The sequence below is a fragment of the Streptomyces sp. NBC_01142 genome, from assembly GCF_026341125.1.
Classification (GTDB): Bacteria; Actinomycetota; Actinomycetes; order Streptomycetales; family Streptomycetaceae; genus Streptomyces.
In genome coordinates this window covers 2,247,417-2,269,819 of sequence record NZ_JAPEOR010000002.1, presented here as the reverse complement: position 1 = coordinate 2,269,819, position 22,403 = coordinate 2,247,417, and the positions used below count along the sequence as shown (strand labels likewise).

The window sequence follows — 22,403 nt, the reverse complement described above, 5'->3', positions numbered from 1 at the left end:
CGGCACCCGTTGATCACCGCGATGATCCGGCCCCGACGCATCGGATGATCGTCCGGACATGGCCTGGCCGAAGGAGCTAGGGGAGGAGATGCCGGTAGCTGTCCGGGTTCTCCTTCAGGAACTGGGCGAGGGTCCTGGCCGGATGGCCGGTCAGCCGCGGTACGACATCGGAGACGGTGGCCATCTCGCCGGTGGCCATCGCCTCGTACGACGACACCCAGCCGGCCACCTCCCACTGCTCTGCGCCGTACTCGGCCCGCGAGGCGTAGGCGTCCTCGCGTGTCTCGGCCACGTAGCGCACCGTGCGCCCGGCAGCGCGGCTCAGTTCGGCGGCGGCCTCGGCAAGGGAGAACGCCTCGGGCCCGGTGATGTCGTACGTGGCCCCGTCGTGCCCCTCGCCCAGCAGCACGGCCGCGGCGACGTCCGCGATGTCCTCGTGCGCGACGGCGGCGACCCGCCCTTCGCCCGCCGGCCCGCGGATCACCCCGTCGGCCCCGGCCAGCGCCGGGATCGCGGCGAGATAGAAGTTGTCCCGCAGGAAGGTGTGGCGCACCCCCGAGGCGCGGATGTGCTCCTCGGTGTGGAAGTGGTCGCGGGCGAAGGTGAAGGTGGCGTCGGGCGTGGCGCCCATGAAGGAGATGTACACGATCCGCCCGACTCCTGCGGCGACGGCGGCGTCCACGGCACTGACATGCTCCCGCACCCGGTCGGCCGCCTCGTGCGCGGAGACCAGGAAGAGCGTGTCCGCACCCTCCAGTGCGCGCTGCATGGCCGCGCTGTCCCCGTAGTCGGCGGGCGGCGCTTTGACGGAACCGGTCAGCTGGGCCAGCCGCGCGGGATCACGGCCCAGCAGACGGGTGCTCACCTCCCGCTCGGCCAGCCGCCGCGCGACCCGCACGCCGACGCGGCCGCTCGCTCCGGTGACTGCGATGACTGGAGCCATGGGAGTGTCCTCTCGTGCTGACGCTTCGTCGTGCTGAGCCTCCGGTTCACGACCCAGTGTCGGCGACCCCTCCTCACATCGCGGGGATCTCCGGCTCGACCTGGCGGGTCAGGCGGGCCATGGCCGATTCCAGCAGGCCGGTCGGAAGGCTCCGGGAGAAACCTTCACGGAGCAAGTGGCCTTGTTGGTCAGTGGCCTCGTTGAATGCGGGCTCACCCTGCGGACGCTCACGCGGCGCGGGTCGCCGGAGGACAGTCGCTGCAGCGGCCCGGCTCCGGGGCCCGGAAGGCTCGCTCGCAGCCGTCGCAGGTCTGGAATGGGTCGGGCGGGGCGGCCGATGCCGGAGCCGCGGGCAGCACGGGTGGCAGCCACTGGGTGAGCCGGTGGGCCAGGAGTCCCGCCGGGCGCCGGATGATCCCCGCCGGGAGGTCCCCGGTGAGTGTGCGGGCGACCTGTGCGGGACCGACGCCGCGGTCGAGCCAGATGCGGACGGCGGGGGCGAGGCGGCGGACATCCCGCTCGGAGAGCAGCAGCCGGGGGTCCTGGCGGCGGAGCCCCGCGAGAAGTCCGGCGGCGAGCGGATCACCGGGCTCCGGCCGCGGTGCCTCTGTGCGTACGGGCGCGGGTACGGGCCCCGGCTCGGCCGGGACCTGCGCGGCGACGGGCGGGGCGCCCGGCTTCTCGTACCAGGTCGTACGGGTCACGACCCGCCCACCGGCTACCCGCTCGCGCCGCCGCTCCAGGTATCCGGCGGCCTCCAACTCCCGCAGCGCGCGGCCGATACGGACCTCGCCCTCCGGGAAGCGCTCGACGAGCTGCGCGATGCCGACGCGGGAGCCGTCCGGGAGGGACTGGATGTGGACACCGATGCCGATCGCGACGGCGGAGAGCTCACGGTGCTGGGCGAGGTGGTTGCCGACGACGGTGAAGCCGGAGTCGTGGCGGTGCCGGACGTGGATCACGCCGGCATGAGGGTCGGTCTCGGCGCGCGCGGACACGGGCGCGCTAAACTGCGTCGCAGTCATCGGGAAGCCCTACTTCCTGGATGAACAGGCCCTCGTTGGGATGCCAGTCCCGGCGGGGGCCGTCGTCATATGCGGTTGGTATGGCGCGACCGTACCGCCCCTCCCCGAACATCTGCCACTTCGTCACCTGAACGAGTGAGAAGGCCGGTTGGGTTGAGGAAAGTTCTTTCCCTGATTCTTTAAAGGGACCTCCAGCAGGGCCGGTTGACGGCCCACCGCCCCCCGGAATCCACACCCCCGGCGCAAGCGCCCTCAGCCCGCGCGCAGTTCGGCGCGCACCAGCAGCGTGCCATCCAGCTGTCCGACGACTTCATCGCTTCCCCGAACCCGAGCCCCTCGCCGATCTCAGGCCGCCCGCAGCTCCGCGATCGCCTTGATCGCCTCGGCGGCCAGGTCGGCCGGGCACCCCCAGTAGTCGTAGATCCCACCGCGGCCGCGGTTGCTGCCGCAGACCACGAAGACACCCGTGCCCAGGCGTGCCTTCAGATGGGTGGCCAGCCAGCCGACGAAGCCGCTGTTGTCCGCGCCGTCGGGGAAGTGGAAGGAGAAGATCCCGAACTTTTCGGCATCGCCCCCGTCCGTTGCCGCGGGGGCCAGTCGGCTCCAGCTGATCTCGTCGCGGACCACCGCCAGCGTGTCGGCGGTCAGCGCCGGCGGCCGGTCCGCCGGGAATTCCTCGAAGGACCAGACGCCCTCATGGATCATGAAGTCTGCTTCGGCGATCACGCGTTGCAGGCGCTCCTCGGTCTGCTGGGCCGTCTCGACGCTGACACTGACCATGAGCGCTCTCCTCGATGCCTGGGAAGCCTGGGATCCAGATCCAGATCCAGGTTGAGGCTAACGTGGGGCGATGAGAACCATCGGGCTGATCGGCGGCATGAGCTGGGAATCCAGCGCGGAGTACTACCGGCTTCTCAACGAGCTCGTACGCGAACGGCTCGGCGGGCTGCACTCCGCCAAGTGCATCCTGCACTCCGTCGACTTCGCCGAGATCGAGGAGCTCCAGGTCGCCGGCGAGTGGGAGCGTGCCGGCGAGATCCTCGCCGAGGCCGCCAGGGGTCTCCAGACCGCGGGCGCGGACCTGTTGCTGATCTGCACCAACACCATGCACAAGGTCGCGGGTCAGGTCGAGGCGGCCGTCTCCGTGCCGCTGCTGCATCTCGCGGACGCCACCGCCGATGCCGTACGGGCGCGGGGGCTCACCAGCGTCGGGCTGCTGGGGACCGCCTTCACCATGGAGCAGGCCTTCTACCGGGACCGGCTGGCCGGACACGGCCTCGAGGTGCTCACTCCCGACGACGAGGGGCGTGCCCTGGTGCACCGGGTGATCTACGAGGAGCTGTGCCTTGGTGTCGTACGGGAGGAGTCCCGCGCGGCCTACCAGGACGTCATCGGCCGGCTCGTGGCCGCCGGGGCGGAAGGCGTCGTGCTCGGCTGTACCGAGATCGAGCTGCTGATCGGGGAGAAGGACAGCCCGGTGCCGGTCTTCCCGACGACCCGGCTGCACGCCGAGGCCGCCGTGAATGCCGCGTTGCATGCCGCGTTGAGTGCGCGACACAGCGACAGCCCCGGTGATGACAGGATGAAGCAATGACTGCGAAAGATGGGGATGCCTCCGAGGTCTGTGCTGCTGATCCCGGGCACTGGTCGCGCGGGGAGCCGGTCCATGGTGACCTTCTCGCGGCGAAGGCGCTGGTGTACGACCCGAGCGGGTTCACGTGTTCACGGCCGGTACCCGAGGTGGAGAGCGCCGAGTACGGGGCGTACGAATTCACTCTCGACGGCCTCTGCGTCAGGTTCCGTGCAGCCAAGACAACCCCGACAAAGGTCGGCCAGTTCGTGACGGTGTGGAAGCGGTCCGCGGGTGGGCCGATTCAGCCCTTCGACGCTGAGGATCCCGTCGACATCGTCGTCGTCAGCACGCGTGACGGCCACCACTTCGGACAGTTCGTGTTTCCGCGGGACGTGCTCTGCGAGCGGGGCATCATGTCGCGGAATGGTTCCGGCGGGAAACGGGCATTCCGCGTCTATCCACCGTGGGTGACGACGACCAGCCGCCAAGCCGGCAGTACGCAGGCGTGGCAGGTGAAGTATTTCCTGCCTGTTCATGAGGACGGGCCGGTCGACACTGCCCGTTCCCGAGCGCTCTATCACCCCTAGCCTCGATGTTTCGTGACGGGTCATCAGCTCTGCTGGTGGCCCGTTCCCCCGTGTCGATAGAGGTGCGGGCAGGCGGGGGGCCCGGCTGTCGCGACGGGTGGGCGCCGGCTTCTCGCGGCGGTGATGACATCGGTCCAGGGCCAGTGCTGCGCCGGGTAGGAGCCGAAACGCTGCTTCACCTGGAAAGTGCCTCCGGACCACGCGCGAACAAGGACCTCGGCAATCCTCAATTCTCGCTGGGCAGAGGCATTCCTCGTTCGTGATCACGATCCGGGCAGCCCGCCGCGCGAAACCCCGAAGCCAGAGCCCGGTGTCGGGATCGGTCAGTCGTTGCGGGGTTTGCCGAACTCTTCGATCAGCACGGGATACTGCTCCCCACCGTGTCCGGCGGCGATCGAGCGGTCGGCCATCGCCTTGATCAGCTTCGGCAGTTCGGCGTTGACACCCACCGCCTCGCTCTCCTCGATGAGGTGTGCCATCGCCCGCGCGTCGTTCTCCAGGGCCGACACCTCGGCCGGGAAAGATCCGTTGTCGATCTGCTCGGCATACCCGGGCAGCCATGCGGCCACACCGACAGCGATCTGCTGCGCAAACGGCGCATACGTGGTGGCGTCAACACCGGCCGTCCTGAGCAGGGCGGTGCCCTGGAGCCAGGCGTTCAGGACGCTCCACATCATGGCCAGGCCCGCGACGTCGTACAGCGACGCCAGCCCATGGTCCGCACCGAGGTGGGTGACGGTGCCGAGCGCGTCGAGTGCTGACTTGTGTGCCTCGAAGTCGGACTGCGGCCCGCTGTTCAAAATCACCGCCTCGGCGGTCCCGATCGCCGACGGGATGGCCATGATGGCGCCGTCCAGGTAACGGGCGCCGCGCTGCTCGGCCCATTGGGCGGCTTCCCGGGCCTGGGCCGAGTCGCCCGAGGTCAGGTTGATCAACATCGTGCCGTCCAGCTCGGTATCGCTCGCACCGAGCAGCTCGTGCATGGCCTGGTAGTCGGTGACGCAGATGATCGTCAGGGAACCTGCCGTGAGCGCGTCGCCAACCGTTGGTGCCAGCTGTGCACCCTCGGCCACCAGCTGGTCGGCCTTGGAGGCCGTACGGTTCCACACGGTTGTGGGGTGCCCGGCCTTCAGGAACGCGCCGGCGAGTGCCTGGCCCATCAGTCCGAGTCCGATGACTGTCACGGGTGTTTCGGGTGTGTTGTTCATGGCAGCATCGTCAACGTTGATACCGGTCTGAAGGTCAAGTGAGGTTTCGATGCGCATCGGGGAACTGGGTCGTCGGACGGGCGTCAACGCCCATCAGTTGCGCTACTACGAGGCCCAGGGCCTGCTGGAGGCAGACCGCGGCGCGAACGGTTACCGCGAGTTCGACGAGAACGCCGTGCTGCGGGTGAAGCAGATCCGGCACCTGCTCGGTGCCGGTTTGTCCTCCGAGGACATCGCGTACCTGCTGCCCTGTGCGGTCGGCGAGGCCCCGGAGCTGCCCGGGTGTCTCGAGTTGCTGACCGCGATGCGGTCACGGCTGCAGCGACTGGACGATCAGATGGACAGGCTCGCTCAATCCCGCGACGCTCTCGCCGACTACATCGATGCGGCCGAGCGAATGGGCAACGAGAGCTATCCGCCCTTTGAGGATGCTGACCTGGAGCCCGTCCCCGCCTGAGCGGCCGGGGTGTCCCGTCTTGCGGACCGTCTCGACCAGCAGCACCCCCGTCGGCCCCTTCGGAAGCCGTATCGCCCGCAACTCCCCCAGCGGCCTGCCCGCCACATCACGTCGATGTCGGTCGCGTCCGTTTCAATGTGCGCCATGGATGAACAGGAAGAGCTTCTCTCGGCCGTCCACCACCTGGCCTGGCCGGGCACGGGCGATCTGGCGTGTGACGAGGCAGGACATTCCGCAGGACACGTATGCCTGGCGCCTTCGGACGAGAACAATCTCTCCGTGCTCCAGGAGGCGCTCAGCGGACGGTACGGGCGGCCGCGCACCCTGGCCATGGGCGGGTTCGCCGATCCGACCGTGAACGACCGGACCGGGCTTCCGCTCCTGGCCCCGTTCGGCGATCGGATCGTGGAGATGCGCGCGTGGGCGCACGCGGGCCGATGGATCGGCTGCGGAACAGCCCGCTACGACGACGGCGTACGCATAGTGGCGCTGGTCGCGGAGCGGGAGGATCCGGCGGCGGACCTGGCGGAGGTGACGTCCTGGGTGGACGGGGTCGTCGCCGTCACGGGATGGGACACAACGCGTGTGCGTACGGTCGACTGGGCGGCGGTCGAGACCCGGATCGGGACCGCGCTGCCCGGTGACTACAAGCGGCTCGTCGAGGTGTTCGGGCACGGCGCGTTCGACGGCTACCTCCAATTCCACGTACCCAACGCCGATTTCAAGAGCGATGACATCGTCCTGCACACCGAGTGGCTGGGCGAGTGGGCCACAACGCACCGCAGCGGCCTGTGGGAGCCGTACGAGGTGTACCCGGTCCCCGGCGGGCTGCTGGAGTGGGCTGGCTCCGAGCAGGCCGACCAGTTCTACTGGCTCACCGAGGACCCGGACCCCGACAGGTGGCCCATCCTCGTGAAGGAGGACATCCCCGACTCGTGGCAGCGGTTCGACGAGACGACTGCCGAGTTCGTCTACCGCATGCTCACCGACCGGCAGCACCCGTTCTCGACGGCCCGATACTTCGACACCCACTGGTTCGAAAGCTACGAAAGCGAAGGTCAGGCCGTAACCGAGATCTGAAGGATCTCCTCGCCCCGCACCGAGATCACAAGTGGGGGCACCATCGAACAGCGTGGCAACTCTCAGGTGCACCGCGGCGATCGAGACCCCTGTCACTCCACCGCCTCCTGCCTCAGCCGTCACTCGCACACCACCCATCTCGCCCCTTTCCGGCTCCTTCACGGATCGGTCACAAGAAGGGCGGCGCTCCCTACCCTGTCGGGATATCGACCGGTAGCGTCCTGTCCGGGGGAAGCTCAGGGAACAGCTCAGGGAGCGGCTCGAGCAGCGGCTCGAGCAACAGCTCACGGGGCATGACCGGGGGGTCGAGTTGAGCGGTGTACGCATTCGTGTGGTGAAACCGGATGAGCTGGGCGAGGGAGAGATCGAAGCCTGGCGGGAGCTGCGCGCCAAAACCGGTGCGCCCGCCAATCCCTTCATGGAGCCGGAGTTCACTCTCACCGTCGGCCGCGTGCGGCCCGCCGCGAGAGTGGCCGTGCTGTGGGAGGACGGGGAACCGGCCGGCTTCTTCCCGTACGAACGAGGGCCGCTGGGCCACGGCCGCGCCATCGGCATGGGGGTGTCGGACTGCCAGGGCGCCGTCCTGCGGGCCGGGCTGACGATCACGCCCCACGAACTGCTCCGCGCCTGCGCGCTGTCCACCTGGGAGTTCGACAATCTCGAAGCGGGCCAGGCGGTGTTCCGGCCTGACTCCGCCGAGGAGTTCGGCTCTCCCGTCATCGACATCGGCGCGGGATACGCGGCGTACGAGGCCGTACTGCGCACGCAGTCGCCCAAGTTCCTCAGGACCACGCTGGCCAAGGAGCGCAAGCTGGGGCGGCAGGCCGGCCAGGTGCGGTTCGTCTTCGACGAGCGCGACCCGGCCGCCCTGCGCACGCTCATGGAGTGGAAGTCCGCGCAGTACCGCCGCACCGGCCGCCGGGACCGCTTCGCCAAGGAGTGGATCAGCACCCTGGTGCGCCGGCTGCACGTGACACGCACCTCCGGCTGCTCCGGAGTGCTGTCCGTCCTGTACGCCGCGGACAAGCCCGTCGCCGCACACTTCGGTCTGCGCTCGCGCACCGTGCTGTCCTGCTGGTTTCCCGCGTACGACCCCGAGTTCGCCACGTACTCACCAGGTCTGATCCTGCATCTGCGGATGGCCGAGGCCGCCGCCGGCGAGGGCATCGGCATGCTCGACCTGGGGCGCGGGGCGGCGGAGTACAAGGACGCGCTGAAGACCGGCGAGCTGCGGGTCCACGAGGGCTCCTCGGTACGGCCGGGGGCGCGAGCCGCCCTGTACTGGCTGAGCCGCGAGCCCGCGCGCCGCGCGCACAGCTTCGTACGCAGCCGGCCGCGGCTGGCCGGATACGCGCAGAAGACCCTGAACCAGGTGGGCAGATTGCGGGGCCAGTGAACAGCCCAGCAAACCGGAGCACCCGGAACATCCACGTCAGTGGGGGAGTCGCATGCCCAGCACACCGCAGGGAACGCCGCACATTCCGCAGTTGTCCGGGATGCGGTCCGAGATTCATGTCGCCGAGCTGGACCTGGACGGGCCCGGCGGCGCCGTCCTGAAATTCGGCCCCGCCCTGGACGGCGGCAGCCCCGCCGTCCCCGGCGGTGACGTCTACGCCCTCGTCCGTCTGCGCGGCCGGCCCGTCGCCACCGTCGTCTGCCGTGTCCCGCCGGGCGAGGACCCCGCGGCCGCCGTCGCCGCGGCAGCCCGGAGCGAGCTCGCGCACTACGAGCCGCCCGCACCCTCGGCTGCCGTCGGGAGAGCCGCCCACCGGGCAGCAGCCGCCAACGCCCCCGGCCCACGGCGGCCACAGGACTCCGTACTGGCCCCGCCGGGCGATCTGCCCCGTACCAGCGTCGTCGTCGCCACCCGCGAGCGCGCCGACCAGCTGGCCCGCGCGCTCGACTCGCTGCTCGCCCAGGACCACCCGGACTTCGAGATCGTCGTCGTCGACAACGCGCCCGTCACCGGCGCGACGCAGGACCTCGTCGAGAACAAGTACGGCGGGTACGGAGAGTGCGGCGGGTACGGAGAGTGCGGCGGGTACGGAGAGCATGGCGGAGACGGCGAGTACGGCGGCTACGGCAAGCGCGTCCGGTACGTCCGCGAGCCCGTGCCCGGCCTCGCCGTCGCCCACAACCGCGGCATCGCCGTCGCCGACGGCGCGCTCATCGCCTTCACCGACGACGACGTCGTCGCCGACCCGCACTGGCTCACCGCGCTGACCACGCCGTTCGCGCAGGACCCGGGCCTCGGCTGTGCCACCGGACTGATCCTTCCGGCCCGGCTGCGCACCCCGGCCCAGATCCTCCTGGAGAGCCACGGCGGCTTCGCCAAGGGCTTCGTGCCGCGCAGCTACGACCCCGCGCACCCGCCCGCCGACGAGCCGCTCTTCCCGTTCACCGCAGGCAGCTTCGGCTCCGGCGCCAACATGGCCTTCCGGGCCACGGTGCTACGCGAGATGGGCGGCTTCGACCCCGCCACCGGCACCGGAACCCCGGCCAGGGGCGGTGACGACCTGTACGCCTTCGTCAGTGTCCTCGCCGCCGGCCACCGGCTGCGCTACACGCCCGACGCGCTGGTCTGGCACCACCACCGCGAGACCTGGCAGGACCTGAAGAACCAGGCGTACGGATACGGAGCGGGCCTCACCGCCTACCTCACCGCCATCCTGGTGCGCCGGCCCGCCCTGTTGCCCGCGCTCCTGAAGAAACTTCCGCAGGGCCTGGCCCACGCCCGCACCATCACCGCCCACCGCGAGACGGGCGGGGCGTCGGTGCCCGGCGCACACGGGGCGCAGGGATATCCGTGGCCGCGCCAGCTCTCCCGGCTGGAGCGGCGCGGGATGCTGGCCGGGCCGCTCGGCTATGCGAAGGCGCGTCGACGGGTACGCGGCGTACGGCCTCCCTGGGAACAGAGCCCGCAGCGGGAGGAATGGCGACAGGAAGAGCAGCAGGAGAAGCGGGAAAGCCGGGAGAGGTGGGAGGAAAGATGAGAGGCAACGCTACGACGGTGCCCCGGATACCCGTGCTGCTCTACCACGCGGTGATGGACGATCCCCCCGACTGGATCGCCGAATTCGCCGTCGCCCCGAAGGAGTTCGGGGCCCAGCTCGACGCGATCGTGGCGAGCGGCCGCACCCCGGTCACCATCAGTGCGCTCGTGGACCATCTCGCGGGCCGCGGCCCGCTCCCGCCCCACCCCGTCGTCCTCACCTTCGACGACGGCTTCGCCGATCTCCCGGGCCCCACCGCCGAGGCGCTCGCCTCCCGCGCACTGCCCGCCACCGTCTACCTCACCACCGGGGCCATCACCCCGGGCCGGCGCAGCCTGCTGCCGCCCGCGCCGATGATGACCCTCTCCCAGACGCCGCTGCTGGAGCAGTACGGCATGGAGGTGGGCGCGCACACCGTCACCCACCCCCAGCTGGACACCCTTCCGCCCAAGGCACTCCGCCGTGAACTGGCCGAACCCAAGGCGGTGCTCGAGGACGTCCTCGGCCACGCGGTGACCCACCTCGCCTATCCGCACGGCTACAACAGCCGTGGTGTGCGCAGGGCCGCAGCCCGCGCCGGCTATGCGTCCGCGGCCGCCGTGCGGCACGCCCTGAGCTCGGAGGCGGACCAGGCGTACCGCATCGCCCGCCTCATCCTGCGCCGCAGCCACACGGTGGCGGACATCGAGACATGGATGGAGGGCGGGGGCGCCCCCGTCGCACCGTTCCCCGACTCGCTGCCGACGATCGGCTGGCGGCTGTACCGGCGTGCCCGCGCGGCCGTGAAGGGCCCGGTGTTCGCGGGCTAGGCACCATGAGCCGTACGGACCCGGGCCAGGCACCTTAGGCCGTACGGACCCGGGCCAGGCGCCGTCGGGGGCCGCCCGCGCACACCGGGCATCTTCCTCAGGTTCCTCGGGGCCGCGGCTGGTTGAAGTACGGATCGGCCGCGACCTTGCGCAGGCTCTTCCAGGACTCGTCCCTGGCCAGCGCAAGATCACACCCCGGCCCGGGGTCGCGGTAGTTCCACTGGAGCGCGGCCCGTACGCCGTCCAGCTCCTTGACCACACGCGGCACTTCCTCGTACCACTCGGCCTGTGCCTTCGGCTTCGAGGGATCGTCCGCCGTGCCGAACTCCGAGAGCATCAGCGGCTTGTCGTCGGAGAGGTTCTTGCGGATCCAGTCGTGCGACGCCGTCTGCGTCTGCTCGAAGCTCTGCCACTTCGCCTTGTGGCAGCGGTAGTAGTTGTACTGGTTGTAGCCGATCCAGTCGACGTACGCGTCTCCCGGATAGAGCTTGCGGAAGAGCTCGCTGTGACCGGTGTAGCCGGTGATGACCCAAGCCCACACCACATTGGTGACACCCAGCTCGCGGAACCGCTCATGGATGTGGCGGTAGGCGGCGACGTACTCGGCCGGTGTGCCGTTGTCCGGCGTACGGGTGTCCATCTCCAGGTCGAAGGAGAGGAAGAGCGGCTTTCCGTACTTCTTGATCCGCTCGGCCTGGACGTCGATGACGGTCTCGTCGAGTGCCCCCGAGGCGATCTGCTTCCAGCTGGGCTGCTGGGCCGGGGTGCCGTTCCACCACTTGCTCTCCCAGGACAGCAGCAGCATCCGCTCCTTTCCGACGCGCTGCTCCTGCTCCGTCAGCAGTGTTCCCTCCAGACCGTCGTCCACGGACATGTCGTGGTACGCGTAGACGATGTCCAGCGTGCGGCCGATGCGCTTCTCGTAGGCGAGGACCTTCTCCTCGAGGTCGGGCTTGCTGTGCCGTACATAGGCACCGAACCAGGCGCCGCACTTCGGTACGAGCAGTTCGGTGGGCCGGCATTCCGCGCTGTGCGCCGAGGGGTCGGACCCCGACGACTTCTGCAGGGCGAGTACGCCGGCGAGCAGCACTGTGACAGCGGCTGTGGACACGGCCAGCAGCCGGCGGCGGTCGCGCGGCCTGCGATGGATGCCTGGCGCCCCGTCACCGGGGCGTCGGGTTAACGTCACAGAGGTGAGCCTTTCTGTGGCTGCTGTGGCTGCTGTGGCTGCTGTGGCTGCTGTGGCTGCTGTGGCTGCTGTGGCTGAGGCGGCGAGGGCGCGCGTGCTGTCCGTGCCCGGCCGGGCAGCGGCGGACAGCAGGCGGCGAGCATCGTCAGCAGAGTGAGCAGCACCAGGACCCGCTGCCCGCTGAAGGCATGCACGGCCATCAGCGCGGTGGCGCAGACGAGCGTCGCGCTCACACTCAGGAAGATCATCAGAAGGAGCCGCTCGATGCGGTCGGAGTCCCGTGCGAAGCCGTGGTCCCAGCTCTCCGCGGGCCCGACGGCCTGATGGGCTCCCAGGGCGGGTGCGCAGACACGCAGGACGGCGGCGCCGGGGCCGGCGAGCAAAAAGACGGCGACGGGCGCGGCCCGCAGCGCCGAGCCCGCGGGCAGTACGGTCGCACCGATGGCGACCCAGCCCGCGAAGGGTGGCAGCAGCCGGATCGCGAGGGTCTGGGGTCTCATGGGGTCCTCCCCGTGGAACTGGTGGAACTGCCGGTGCGCTTCAGTTCGTAGATGACACCTGCGTCGTTGCGGCCCACCTGTTCGAAGAGCGGCGAGGCGGCGACGGATCTCTCGACGCTCCGCAACTGGTCTGCGGTGAGCATGCCGTTCATCTCGGAGTTGGCGATCTGGCCCTGGGTGAGCAGGAGATACGCCCGGGCGGGCGGCTCCACCGCCGCCATGTCCCGGGCGAGCGTGCCGGCCGGGTCGTTCAGGATCTCCTCGACATGGCTCTTCGCGTCGTCGAGGAACCAGTAATGCTGCACATTCCAGTACGAAGCGTATGCGAGCGGGTAGTTGCGATGTGCGGCAACGACGAGAGAGCCCTCGGGCGCCCGGTCGAAGACCTGCCGGACCAGCGCGACCTCCTGCGGCGGGAAGTAACTGAGCCGGTCCTTGCCCGAGTAGCTGGGCACGAACGCCGGGGTCAGCGCGAGCAGCACCACACCTGGCAGCACGGCGAAGCGCAGGCCGACCGCGGGCCGCGGGGCCCCGGCGCCGTCCGGATCCGCCGCCAGCGGCCGTACGTCGGGCAGCAGCGCGGCGGCCGCGAAGAAGCAGGCCCCGGGCAGCATGAACAGCAGTACGCGGAAGATCATTTCGCTGCCGTAGTCATTGGCCACCAGCATCAGCAGCGGCACGGCGGCGAGCAACAGCAGTGGCCGGGCCCGGTGGCGCAGCACACGCCGGCGCAGTACACCGATCGCGGCGAGCAGCAGTACGGACGCCGACAACAGCCGGGCCACCCAGGAGACGATCACCGGTCCGGTGCCGGTCGGCGTCGACCCGTACCCCGTCTCCAGATTGCCGCTCACATCGCCGAACGAACGCACCATCTCGGGCACGGCCTCCCGCAGGAACGGAAGCGAGGCGGTGAGGTTCCATGCCAGGAACACCAGCAGCAGAGTGACCAGCAGGGTCCAGTCGCGGTAGCGCCGGGTCAGACACAGCGCGGCCAGGCTCGCGATCAGCATCACCGGCGTGAGCTGGTGGGAGATGACGATGGCGGTGATCAGGGGGATGAGCAGTACGGTCCACAGCGCCTGCCGCGGCCTTCTGCCGCGTACGGGACGCTCGCCCCGGCGCAGCACGATCGCGATCACGCCGAGATAGAGGGCGAGGGCGAGGGACTGCGGCGAGAAGTAGTCCTGTCCCACCCAGTTGGCGACGTAGAAGAGCCAGACCGCGGTCCAGATCAGGCGGCGGTCCTGGGTGAAGGTGCGGTAGATCAGCAGCAGCGGCGCCAGCAGCATCAGGCTGGAGATCAGCGGCCACCACGCCATGAACATCGCCGCGTTCTCCACCCCGGTGAGCCGGACCAGTGCGGCCTGGGCGGCGAAGAACCCGGGCCACTGGTCGTACACGGCCATGTCGCCGAGCTGATCTCCCCGCTGGAGCCCGCCCGCGGTGAGCAGATGCTCGATGACCGCGTCGTGTTTCCACGCCCAGGAGTAGAGCGGGGTGGGATAGACGACGGCCTGGGTGGCGCGCTCCAGCACGATCAGTCCCACCGTGTACGCCAGCGGCCATCCGTTGCTGCGCAGCGGGTCGCGTACACAGATCCAGAAGCCCGCCGTCAGCAGCGCGAGCGCGATCCAGAACACGACGGGCAGCGCCCCGACGAGACCGAACGCGCCGAGTGCGGTGGTGTCGGTCCGCACCATGGCGTACGTCCACAGGGCGAGCGCCGCGGCGAGCGGTGCGGCCAGTCGCAGCGGCCCGGCCCAGCGGCCGCGGTCCGGGCCGGGCAGGTCGGCGAGATCCATGGCGGGATCGTTGGCGGGCTGCTGGTCGGGGGCGGCCACAGGTCTCCCGGCTGCTGAGGTGGCTGGCTGTTGCACGCTTCCCCCTGGTGGATCAGATCTGTGCCGATGTGGAACGGGCCGCACGCCGCCGTCATTCGCGGCTGCGGCTGCGGCTGCGGCTGTGTTTGTGGCTGCGGGTGTGGCTGCGATGTCGGATGAGTACGAGCGTCAACGCCGCGCAGGAAAGGCCCAGTTGAAGCGGGAGTGCAGCGGGCGCGAGGTGCTTCTGCAGGGCCCAGCCGCACACCGCGAGCAGCCACAGCGCACCCCACTGCGCCGCCACCGGCAGCCGGGTTGCCCCGAGAATCGGCAACAGCGCGACAAGGCAGAGCAGCTGGAACACGGTCGGCAGCCAGCGCAGCAGTGGGTCCGGGCTGTCGAGACCGGCGGCCACGGCGAGGAAGCTCGCCAGTGACTCGTACCACGCGCCCCGAACGGGCTCCGGTTCCCAGCCGAGCACCGCGGGCGCGGTGTGCAGCGCGGCGAAGGTGACCAGCAGCCCCGCGCCGAGCAGCACCGGGCGCGGGCGCAGCAGCGAGACGGCGGCGCTGTGGACGACGATCAGCAGGACACCGGCGGTGAGGGTGACCGGCGGCAGGGCCCGCAGCAGCTGCGAGCCGGAGAGCTGCTCCATGGTGGGGCCCGGGGCGATGTCCGGGGCCTGGAAGAGCGGAATCCAGAACAGCCCGGCGGCGAGTCCGAGCAGCAGCCACAGCGCGGTGGCCAGCCTCCCCTCGCCCGGGTCGACGGACGGCCGGCCGGCCTCCCCGTCCGCGGTCCGCTCCCTTCCCGACCGGTCGTCTCCGGACCCCTCCGGTCCAGGCCCCTCCTGCCCCGTCCCCTTCGGTCCGGGTCCCTCCTGCCCCGTCCGCTCCTGTACGTAGACGGGGAAGCCGAAGGCGGGTGTCGCGGTGTCCTCGTGCACCCCGCGCAGATACGCGGTCTGCCGCGCCCAGTCCGTCCCGTACTCCCGCGCGTACTCCGCCGCTGCCTCCGCCCGCCGCTCGGCGGCCCGGCGCGCCCAGGTCGTGCCGTACTCCTCCTCCACCTCGGCGCCCCGGTGCCGCACCAGCCTGGTGAACCAGGCCTGCCGGGGCTCGCGGCCCGACAGCGCGGCGCGCAGCCCCGGCGCGGCCACCAGGGCCGTCAGCGACATCGAGAGCAGCATCGCCAGGCCCGCCCCGGAGATCCCGGTGGGGCCGAGCAGCAGGGCCGCGCTGCCCAGTACCAGGGCGCACATCGTGCCCTGGAGGGCGGCGAGCATGCCCGTACGTCCCTGGACCCGCAGGACCCCGATGTAGAGCTCGACGACGACCCGAGGCAGCGCTGCGGCGGCGAGCAGCCGCAGCACGGTGGTGCCGTGCGCGGCGTAGTCGTCGCCGAACGGGGCGAGGATCTGCGGGGCGAAGACGACGAGGAACAGCACGACGGGCACCAGCAGCACGCTCATCCTGCGCAGCGCGCCGCGCACCCCGGCGGCCAGGGTCTCCGGGCTGTGCGAGGCGTGCGCGGTCAGCGAGGAGGCCATGTTGATGGCCATGAACTCCATCGTTCCGCCGACGGTGTACGCGATGTAGAAGAAGCCGTTGTGCGCGGCGTCGAAGCGGACCGCGACCATCACCGGCAGCAGATTGATCATTGCCAGTGAGAAGAGCGAGCCGACCGAGTCCCCGGCGAGGAAGCGCCCGATCTCGCGGATGCGCAGCGGTTCGCGGTCGTGGTCGGCCGCGGCCTGGCGGGGGATGAGCCTGCGGAAGATCAGCCAGCCGAGGGGCAGTACGGACACGGCGATGGCCGCGGCCCAGGAGACGAAGATGCCCAGTACGGGCAGGGCGGTGGCGAAGACGGCGAGCAGCAGCAGCTTGCCGATGGAGAAGGCGGCGTTGCCGACCGGTACCCAGACGGCTTTGCGCAGCCCTGTCAGCACCCCGTCCTGGAGGGTCAGCAGCGCCCAGCCGACGCAGGAGGCGGTGAAGATCAGACCGGCGCCGAGCCCGCCGAGGGGTGCGTACGAAGGCCCCCAGAGGTCGAGCGTGAACAGGAACGCCACGGACGCGAGGCACACCACCAGCGAGCTGAGCGCGTAGGCGCGCCACACCAGGGGCCCGGTGGCGCGGCCGGCCCGGGGCACGTACCGCACGACCGCGCCGATCATGGTGGTGGCGGTGAGGGAGGCGAGCAGCCGCATGGCGGCGATGGCGGCGGAGCCCTCGCCCACGGCCTGCTCGGTGTAGTAGCGGGCGGCAACCAGCCAGAAGCCGAGGCCGAGCGCGGCGGAGACGCCGGTGGAGAGCATCAGGGCGTAGGCGTTGCGGAACATCGAGTCGCCGCTGGCGGCGGTGGAGGTCACCGCACCGTCCGCCGCGGGCGGCGGGGCGGCGGAGGCATCCGGCTTGTGCAGCCGTGCGGTATCAGACACCGGTCCCGCCCGGCCCCGGAGACCGCCCCGCGCCGTCGGCGGCCGGTTCCGGCGGTCGACCTGCGCCGCCGTCGGCGGCCGGTTCCGGCGGTCGACCTGCGCCGTCGTCGGCGGCCGGGCGTGCCGACCGGTGTGCGGCGGGTCGTGCGGCGGGTCGTGCGGCCGGGCATGTGGTCGGGTGCGCGGCCGGTTGTGCGGCGGGGCCGGGACCGCCGCCTTGTGGCGGTGCGCCGATAGGGCCGGAGTTCTCTGCGCCGCCGCCGACGGCGGGGCCGGGACCGGCGCGTCCCGGCGGCTCGCCGGCGCGGGCGGAGCCCCGGCTCGCGACGGCGGCGACGCCCCGTCCGGCGGCTGTGGGGTGCGAGCCGAGCTCCGGGGGTATCTCCGCCCGGCGCGCGCCGGATGCTCTCAGCACCGCGATGGCCCGGTCCGCGTGCAGCGGATCCACCGGCAGCACATGGCGTGCGAACCAGGCCGCCCGCTCGGGAGCCGGCGACGGGTCCGTGAAGACCTCGCCCGCGTACGCGTCGAGCGGCGGGTCGTAGAGATAGCCCACGGTCATCCGGTGGCGGGCGAGCGCGGCGACGGCGGCGTCGCGGTCGGCGACCAGCAGCGGCACCCGGAACAGCGGCTGTACGGGACCGGGCCGCGGCACGGCCCACCGGGTGTCCAGCAGCCGCTGTGTACCCGCTCGATGTGCGGCGAGCCGGCGATCGAGGCGGGCCAGCAGCCGTTGCGTGCGCCGCAGCCGCAGCCCGCCGGGTCTGAGCCGGTAGTCGTGCATGTCCACCCGCACCCAGGAGTGGAACTCCGCGAGCCCGGGCGCCGCCGCCACCGCCTGTTTCAGCTCGCCGGGCCGCAGCTCCATCCGGATGTCCTCGCGCTCCTGGAGGCCGAGCTGCCGCAGGGTGGCGCGGGCCGCGCCGGCCAGCCGCAGTCCCCGTACCCCCGCCTCGGCATACGGTCGCAGGCCGTACGCGATCTCCGCCGACAGCCGTGCCGGTTCGAGGAGCTCGTCCCGTGCCCGCTCCAGTCCCGCCCGCAGCGACGGGTCGTCGATGGCCAGGAATCCGCCCGTCTTGGCCCCGGTGTGCTTGGAGAGGCTGAAGACGGACGCGTCGCCGAAGCTGCCGACCGGCCGGCCCGACACCTCGCTGCCGATCGCGTGCGCGGCGTCCTCCAGCAGCGGGATCCCCAACTGGTCGCAGTGCGCCCGCAGTTCGGGAACCGGATCGGGATTTCCGTACAGATTGGTGGTGAGCACGGCGGACAGTCCGTGCCACTCGGCGGCCGGGACGGCGGCCGCGTCGATCGAGCCGTCCTCGGCCTTCAGCGGCGCCTGTACGGGACGCAGTCCCGCGGCGAGCACCACAAAGAAGATCACGTCGTCGTTGACCGGTGACATCAGCACCCGGCCGCCGGGAGGGCACCAGTGGCGCAACGCCACATAGAGCCCGAGACGGCATGACGGCACGTACAGGCATTCTCTGCCGAGGCGGCGGTGCATCAGCTCTTCCAGACGTGCGTATGCCGCCGGGCAGCCCTCCCCAAGAGCCATGTTGGTCCCCCCACTTACCCCGGGCTCAATGTGGACCAATCCGGACTGCCCCGTCAATAACGGGGAAGGGCCCATTCCTTGAGGAATGGGCCCTTCCAACGGCGCCGGTGCGCTGCGTCCCCGGTTGCTACTGCTCGGTCACTCCTCGAGCGTGAGGCCCTTTCTGAGCCTGACCAGGGTGCGCGACAGCAGTCGCGACACATGCATCTGCGAGATCCCGAGCTCCTCGCCGATCTCCGACTGCGTCATATTGGCGACGAATCGCAGGGAGAGAATTTTACGGTCCCGTGGCGGAAGGCTTGCGATCAGCGGCTTCAGCGACTCGACGTACTCGATTCCTTCGAGTCCGTGGTCCTCGTAGCCGATGCGGTCCGCGAGGGCGCCCTCGGTCTCGTCCTCCTCGGGCTGGGCGTCCAGCGAGCTCGCGGTGTACGCGTTGCTCGCCGCCATGCCCTCGACGACCTCGTCCTTGCTGATGGCGAGCCGCTCGGCGAGTTCACCGACGGTGGGCGCGCGGTCGTACTGCTGGGAGAGCTCGTCGCCCGCCTTCGCCAGGTCGAGCCGCAGCTCCTGGAGGCGGCGCGGCACCCGCACCGACCAGCTGGTGTCGCGGAAGAAGCGCTTGATCTCGCCGACGATGGTCGGCATCGCGAAGGTCGGGAACTCGACGCCCCGGCTGAGCTCGAAGCGGTCGATCGCCTTGATCAGACCGATCGTGCCGACCTGGATGATGTCCTCCATCGGCTCGCTGCGGGAGCGGAACCGGGAGGCGGCGAACTTCACCAGTGCCAGGTTGAGTTCGACCAGGGTGTTGCGGACGTACGCGTACTCGTGCGTGCCCTCTTCGAGGGATTCGAGACGCCCGAAGAGGGTCTTCGACAGCGCTCGCGCGTCCAGCGGTCCCACCTGGTCGAAGGGCGGGATCTCCGGGAGGCCGTCGAGGCTCTCCAGGTTCTCCACGCTCTCCAGGTTCTCCAGGCCGTCCTGGACGGGGCCCTCGGCCGGTTCGGTGGCGGGGATGGGCAGTGTCGACGGCGCGGTGCGCGATTCGTCGAGCCGGGGTGACATGGTCTCCTCCATCGTTCTCGGCATATGGCCGCCGATGCCAATACATGCTGCTGCGGTGAGCGGCGCCTCCAAAGCCGGCCGTGGTCGGTTGTGTCTGTACTAGGCCTACCCGGTCCCCATGGACAGTTGCAAGTGTCAAATGTCCTATTTGTCGGTTTTGATGGGGAGTTCGGCTACCGGTCGACGCATGGAAGGCGTAATGTTCGTCGGACGTCACGGCCGTCCTGCGACGGTGTGTGACGCTGGGTGCGACACGACGGACGGCGCGGCGCAATGCGCGGCAAATGACACGGCGAAAAGGGACGGGCATGGACCGCGGGACGGTCGGCAGCGCGAACCGGGGCCGACTTCAGGTAGAGGTTCGGACCGAAGGCCTCAGCGAGGTTGTAAAACCGGCGGGTGAGTTGGATCACCACACCGCCGATTTGTTGCGTGCGCCACTGGACGAGGCGCTCGAGCAGGGCCGCGTACGACTGGTCATCGACTGCTCGGAGCTCGAGTTCTGCGACTCCACCGGACTCAATGTGCTGCTCGGAGCCCGGCTGAAGGCCGAGGCCGCCGGGGGAGGGGTGCATTTGGCCGGCATGCTGCCCGTGGTGGCCAGGGTCTTCGAGATCACCGGAGCGGAGGCGGTCTTCACCGTGCACGACTCCCTCGGGGCGGCCCTGCCCGACTGAGCGACCCACCCCCTGTTGCCCGCGTCACGCGTATCGCGTGACGTAGTGGGTGTTGTCACGATGAGGCCGGGCAGGAGAACCCCGCAGACCGTTGAAGGCCCTGCACTCTGTGTATCGATGTAATTGGCAAATTGGTGAATCGGTGAGGTGAAGCGCTGATGAGCACCACCCGGCAGCAGCCGCCGGGCGACCTCGGCCCTGAGCCGGAAGGCGCCGGCGCCACCCCTGCCTCGGGGGTACCCGGCGGTGCGGTGCGTCGCCTTGCCCTGCGCAGCGCCAGCGGCATCGTTCCGCTCGCCCGCGACTTCACCCGCCAGGCGCTGTACGACTGGGGCTGGCTCCCCGCCGCCTCGGCCGACCGCCGGGCGGCGGCCGAGGACGTACTGCTGGTCGTCTCCGAGCTGGTCACGAACGCCTGCCTGCACGCCGAAGGGCCGGAGGAGCTGCGGGTCGGCTGCGACGGGAAGGTGCTGCGCCTGGAGGTCACGGACCGGGGCACGGGCCAGCCCGCTCCGCGCACCCCCCACCGGGCCGGACGGCCCGGCGGGCACGGCATGTTCATCGTCCAGCGGCTCTGTCTCGACTGGGGAGTTGTACGGTCCCCGGGTGCCGCGGGCAAGACGGTCTGGGCGGATCTCGCCGCCCCCTCGTAGCTCCCCCACCGTGCGTTCGCAGCGCGTTCGTGGCGGTGTACGGCAGGTTTTGAATCTCTTGTAGAGCACGTCAATACGGCGTGCTCTTTGTCTTCCCTCCCCAAGGTCCCAGGCGTACCTTGAGCGCCCGATCTGATGTGTCGTCAGTAACTTTCGCTGTTGGCGACTTCCGGCATGAGGGGAACTCGAGGTGTTGTACCCGAAGCGGACAGCCCACGCGCTGGCAGCAGCGGTGGCGGGCTCGGTGGTGCTGATGGCCGCCCCCGCCGCCCATGCCAGTGTGGTGGACGTCGACTACCAGTGTCAGACCCCGATCGGGCCCAAAGGCGCGGTCTCCCCGATCGACATCAAGGCTGTGAAGAGCGGCAGCGGCTACAAGCTCACGATGTCCTTCCAGAAGGGCGTCTCCTCCAGCCCGGTCGAGCTCGGCAAGGGAGCCATGAAGCCGAGCGCGCTCATGGTGCTGGGCGGCGCGGGCGAGGGTACGGTCCCCGTCTCCGGGCCACCGAACGCTGAGGCGGTCCCGGCCAACACGCCTATCAAGATCAGTGACTTGTCGGGGACGTACACCCCGAAGAAGAGCGGCAAGGTCACGTTCACGGCCGGGGTGCTGACGATCAAGGCGCTCGGTACGACGACCACCTGCACGCCCAAGAACAACCCCAAGCCGTCGCTGGAACTCGACGTCACGGGGGCGGGCGGCGGCAGCAGCCTGCCCACACCGTCCGGTGGCGGCGAACTGCCGAAGACCGGCCCGCTCGACTCGGCGACGGCGCTCGGCACGCTCGGTGGCACAGTGCTGCTGGCCGGGGCGGCCGGGGTGCTGTGGCTGACCCGGCGCGGCGGCGGCCGGACCGCGAGCTGACCGTGCAGGCCGTGCTGTCGGTGCCGTTCGTTCCGTTCGCGCCGTCCGTGCTGTCGCGCGCCGCCGGCATCCTTGCCGCGCTGCTGTGTGCGCTGTGCGCCCCCACGGCGTGGGCGGCGGACACCCCGGCATGGACGGCGACGGGGGGAGACAGGCCGTACGTCTATCTGGAGGGACCGCCCGGCACCGTACTGGAGGACACACTGTCGGTGACGAACCCCGGCGCGAAACCGCTCACCGTACGCCTCCGGCCGGCCGACGCGTACAACACCGAGGGCGGCGCCTTCGCGGTGCGCGACGCCCGCGGGTCCAAGGACACCGGCACCTGGATCACGCTCGCGGCAGACCGTGTCACGGTCCCGCCCCGCACCCGGGCGGAGGTCCCCTTCTCGGCCACCGTCCCACCCGGTGCGGTCCCGGGCGACCACCCGGGCGCGATCATGGCGGCGTCCGGCGGACGTGAGGTGGGTGTACGGATCCACCTGCGGGTCAGCGGCCCGACGCTGGCGGCGCTCACGGTCGAGGACGTCTCCTTCTCCGGCGGAAAGATCCACTACGCCCTGGTGAACCGGGGCAACACGGCCCTGACCCCCAGCCTGACGGTCCGCGCGGACGGCCTCTTCGGTGAGGTCCTCCACCGCAAGCCCCGCAGACTCCCCCTGGAACTGCTCCCCGGCCAACGCGTCACCCTCACCGAGGACTGGCCCGACCCCCCGTCCCTGGACGCGGTCGGCATCCACCTCCGGGCCACGGCACCGGGCAACGCGTCCGGCGAGTCGACGGCGTCGGCGACCTTCGTCCCCTGGCCGGAGGCGGCGGCCACGGGCGGGTTGCTGCTGGCGGCGGCCACCCTCACGGCATGGCTGCTCCACAGCCGCCGCCACCCTCCGGACCGGACCGAGCCCCCCGAAGAGACCGCGAACGAACGGCACTTGGCGAGGTCAGGAGCATGACG

Annotated in this window: 20 protein-coding genes and 1 pseudogene; 11 read left to right on the top strand and 10 right to left on the bottom strand. The window is 70.5% G+C overall.

Going from position 1 to position 22,403, the window contains the following annotated elements:
- Positions 1 to 76: 76 nt before the first annotated feature.
- The 3 genes from OG883_RS27705 to OG883_RS27695 form a co-directional block, all read right to left on the bottom strand.
- Complete coding sequence (locus tag OG883_RS27705) at positions 77 to 943, bottom strand: SDR family oxidoreductase (protein WP_266546069.1); 867 nt, start codon at positions 941 to 943, stop codon at positions 77 to 79.
- Between the two features lie 227 nt (positions 944 to 1,170).
- On the bottom strand, positions 1,171 to 1,968 hold the full coding sequence (locus OG883_RS27700; RefSeq protein WP_266546067.1) for a helix-turn-helix domain-containing protein: 798 nt from the start codon (positions 1,966 to 1,968) through the stop codon (positions 1,171 to 1,173).
- 345 nt (positions 1,969 to 2,313) lie between these two features.
- A complete protein-coding gene (locus tag OG883_RS27695; RefSeq protein WP_266546064.1) occupies positions 2,314 to 2,748 on the bottom strand; it encodes a DUF6196 family protein in 435 nt (144 codons plus the stop codon).
- 70 nt (positions 2,749 to 2,818) lie between these two features.
- Here OG883_RS27695 and OG883_RS27690 point away from each other — a divergent pair, with 70 nt between their 5' ends.
- Together OG883_RS27690 and OG883_RS27685 are read left to right on the top strand one after the other, a co-directional pair.
- A complete protein-coding gene (locus OG883_RS27690) occupies positions 2,819 to 3,562 on the top strand; it encodes an aspartate/glutamate racemase family protein (protein ID WP_266546061.1) in 744 nt (247 codons plus the stop codon).
- Positions 3,559 to 4,128 (top strand): MepB family protein, encoded by a 570-nt coding sequence (locus OG883_RS27685; RefSeq protein ID WP_266546059.1) that lies wholly within the window; start codon positions 3,559 to 3,561, stop codon positions 4,126 to 4,128. Before OG883_RS27690 ends, OG883_RS27685 begins: the two co-directional genes overlap by 4 nt.
- 323 nt (positions 4,129 to 4,451) lie before the next feature.
- On the opposite strand, the gene OG883_RS27680 is transcribed toward OG883_RS27685, so the two are convergent.
- The gene (locus OG883_RS27680) at positions 4,452 to 5,336 is read right to left on the bottom strand and encodes an NAD(P)-dependent oxidoreductase (RefSeq protein WP_266546057.1); all 885 of its coding nucleotides are present in this window, start codon (positions 5,334 to 5,336) and stop codon (positions 4,452 to 4,454) included.
- Between the two features lie 49 nt (positions 5,337 to 5,385).
- On the opposite strand from OG883_RS27680, the gene OG883_RS27675 reads away from it, so the two are divergent.
- The 5 genes from OG883_RS27675 (at position 5,386) to OG883_RS27655 (ending at position 10,675) form a co-directional block, all read left to right on the top strand.
- On the top strand, positions 5,386 to 5,793 hold the full coding sequence (locus OG883_RS27675; protein ID WP_266546055.1) for a MerR family transcriptional regulator: 408 nt from the start codon (positions 5,386 to 5,388) through the stop codon (positions 5,791 to 5,793).
- 144 nt (positions 5,794 to 5,937) lie between these two features.
- Positions 5,938 to 6,873: a hypothetical protein gene (locus OG883_RS27670; RefSeq protein WP_266546053.1), complete on the top strand. Its 936-nt coding sequence runs from the start codon at positions 5,938 to 5,940 to the stop codon at positions 6,871 to 6,873.
- Between the two features lie 325 nt (positions 6,874 to 7,198).
- Positions 7,199 to 8,269: a GNAT family N-acetyltransferase gene (locus tag OG883_RS27665; protein ID WP_266549501.1), complete on the top strand. Its 1,071-nt coding sequence runs from the start codon at positions 7,199 to 7,201 to the stop codon at positions 8,267 to 8,269.
- A 52-nt stretch (positions 8,270 to 8,321) separates the two neighbouring features.
- Entirely contained in the window at positions 8,322 to 9,866 is a 1,545-nt protein-coding gene (locus OG883_RS27660) for a glycosyltransferase family 2 protein (protein ID WP_266546050.1), read from the top strand.
- Positions 9,863 to 10,675 carry a polysaccharide deacetylase family protein gene (locus tag OG883_RS27655; protein ID WP_266546048.1) on the top strand — a complete coding sequence of 271 codons (813 nt, stop codon included), beginning with the start codon at positions 9,863 to 9,865 and terminating at the stop codon, positions 10,673 to 10,675. Before OG883_RS27660 ends, OG883_RS27655 begins: the two co-directional genes overlap by 4 nt.
- Before the next feature lie 97 nt (positions 10,676 to 10,772).
- Here OG883_RS27655 and OG883_RS27650 read toward each other — a convergent pair whose 3' ends face one another.
- The 6 genes and pseudogenes from OG883_RS27650 to OG883_RS27625 all read right to left on the bottom strand — a co-directional run bounded on the left by OG883_RS27650 (position 10,773) and on the right by OG883_RS27625 (position 19,265).
- Entirely contained in the window at positions 10,773 to 11,786 is a 1,014-nt protein-coding gene (locus tag OG883_RS27650) for a glycoside hydrolase family 26 protein (RefSeq protein ID WP_266546045.1), read from the bottom strand.
- Between the two features lie 74 nt (positions 11,787 to 11,860).
- Entirely contained in the window at positions 11,861 to 12,364 is a 504-nt protein-coding gene (locus OG883_RS27645) for a hypothetical protein (protein ID WP_266546042.1), read from the bottom strand.
- Positions 12,361 to 14,208 carry a glycosyltransferase gene (locus OG883_RS27640; protein ID WP_266546039.1) on the bottom strand — a complete coding sequence of 616 codons (1,848 nt, stop codon included), beginning with the start codon at positions 14,206 to 14,208 and terminating at the stop codon, positions 12,361 to 12,363. Before OG883_RS27640 ends, OG883_RS27645 begins: the two co-directional genes overlap by 4 nt.
- Positions 14,209 to 14,299: 91 nt before the next feature.
- Positions 14,300 to 16,558 carry a lipopolysaccharide biosynthesis protein gene (locus tag OG883_RS27635; protein ID WP_266549498.1) on the bottom strand — a complete coding sequence of 753 codons (2,259 nt, stop codon included), beginning with the start codon at positions 16,556 to 16,558 and terminating at the stop codon, positions 14,300 to 14,302.
- 442 nt (positions 16,559 to 17,000) lie between these two features.
- Positions 17,001 to 18,134, bottom strand: a pseudogene (locus tag OG883_RS27630) (DegT/DnrJ/EryC1/StrS family aminotransferase); the annotation flags it as partial.
- Positions 18,135 to 18,323: 189 nt separating this feature from the next.
- Positions 18,324 to 19,265 carry an RNA polymerase sigma factor SigF gene (locus tag OG883_RS27625; RefSeq protein WP_266546036.1) on the bottom strand — a complete coding sequence of 314 codons (942 nt, stop codon included), beginning with the start codon at positions 19,263 to 19,265 and terminating at the stop codon, positions 18,324 to 18,326.
- A gap of 296 nt (positions 19,266 to 19,561) precedes the next feature.
- Between OG883_RS27625 and OG883_RS27620 the strand changes: the two genes are divergently transcribed.
- The 4 genes from OG883_RS27620 (at position 19,562) to OG883_RS27605 (ending at position 22,401) form a co-directional block, all read left to right on the top strand.
- Positions 19,562 to 19,930, top strand: a complete 369-nt coding sequence (locus OG883_RS27620; protein ID WP_266546033.1) for an STAS domain-containing protein — start codon at positions 19,562 to 19,564, stop codon at positions 19,928 to 19,930.
- A gap of 158 nt (positions 19,931 to 20,088) precedes the next feature.
- Positions 20,089 to 20,583 (top strand): ATP-binding protein, encoded by a 495-nt coding sequence (locus OG883_RS27615; RefSeq protein ID WP_266546031.1) that lies wholly within the window; start codon positions 20,089 to 20,091, stop codon positions 20,581 to 20,583.
- A 190-nt stretch (positions 20,584 to 20,773) separates the two neighbouring features.
- The gene (locus tag OG883_RS27610) at positions 20,774 to 21,448 is read left to right on the top strand and encodes a peptidase (RefSeq protein WP_266546029.1); all 675 of its coding nucleotides are present in this window, start codon (positions 20,774 to 20,776) and stop codon (positions 21,446 to 21,448) included.
- 92 nt (positions 21,449 to 21,540) lie between these two features.
- A complete protein-coding gene (locus OG883_RS27605; protein ID WP_266549496.1) occupies positions 21,541 to 22,401 on the top strand; it encodes a hypothetical protein in 861 nt (286 codons plus the stop codon).
- Positions 22,402 to 22,403: the final 2 nt, after the last annotated feature.

What these genes read in the sequence shown, in the direction of transcription:
- OG883_RS27655 (WP_266546048.1), top strand. Translation starts at nt 9,863, where the DNA reads ATGAGAGGCAACGCTACGACGGTGCCCCGGATACCCGTGCTGCTCTAC.
- OG883_RS27680 (WP_266546057.1), bottom strand. Translation starts at nt 5,336, where the DNA reads ATGAACAACACACCCGAAACACCCGTGACAGTCATCGGACTCGGACTG.
- OG883_RS27620 (WP_266546033.1), top strand. Translation starts at nt 19,562, where the DNA reads ATGGACCGCGGGACGGTCGGCAGCGCGAACCGGGGCCGACTTCAGGTA.
- OG883_RS27660 (WP_266546050.1), top strand. Translation starts at nt 8,322, where the DNA reads ATGCCCAGCACACCGCAGGGAACGCCGCACATTCCGCAGTTGTCCGGG.
- OG883_RS27670 (WP_266546053.1), top strand. Translation starts at nt 5,938, where the DNA reads ATGGATGAACAGGAAGAGCTTCTCTCGGCCGTCCACCACCTGGCCTGG.
- OG883_RS27625 (WP_266546036.1), bottom strand. Translation starts at nt 19,265, where the DNA reads ATGGAGGAGACCATGTCACCCCGGCTCGACGAATCGCGCACCGCGCCG.
- OG883_RS27695 (WP_266546064.1), bottom strand. Translation starts at nt 2,748, where the DNA reads ATGGTCAGTGTCAGCGTCGAGACGGCCCAGCAGACCGAGGAGCGCCTG.
- OG883_RS27700 (WP_266546067.1), bottom strand. Translation starts at nt 1,968, where the DNA reads ATGACTGCGACGCAGTTTAGCGCGCCCGTGTCCGCGCGCGCCGAGACC.
- OG883_RS27685 (WP_266546059.1), top strand. Translation starts at nt 3,559, where the DNA reads ATGACTGCGAAAGATGGGGATGCCTCCGAGGTCTGTGCTGCTGATCCC.
- OG883_RS27675 (WP_266546055.1), top strand. Translation starts at nt 5,386, where the DNA reads ATGCGCATCGGGGAACTGGGTCGTCGGACGGGCGTCAACGCCCATCAG.
- OG883_RS27615 (WP_266546031.1), top strand. Translation starts at nt 20,089, where the DNA reads ATGAGCACCACCCGGCAGCAGCCGCCGGGCGACCTCGGCCCTGAGCCG.
- OG883_RS27690 (WP_266546061.1), top strand. Translation starts at nt 2,819, where the DNA reads ATGAGAACCATCGGGCTGATCGGCGGCATGAGCTGGGAATCCAGCGCG.
- OG883_RS27705 (WP_266546069.1), bottom strand. Translation starts at nt 943, where the DNA reads ATGGCTCCAGTCATCGCAGTCACCGGAGCGAGCGGCCGCGTCGGCGTG.
- OG883_RS27645 (WP_266546042.1), bottom strand. Translation starts at nt 12,364, where the DNA reads ATGAGACCCCAGACCCTCGCGATCCGGCTGCTGCCACCCTTCGCGGGC.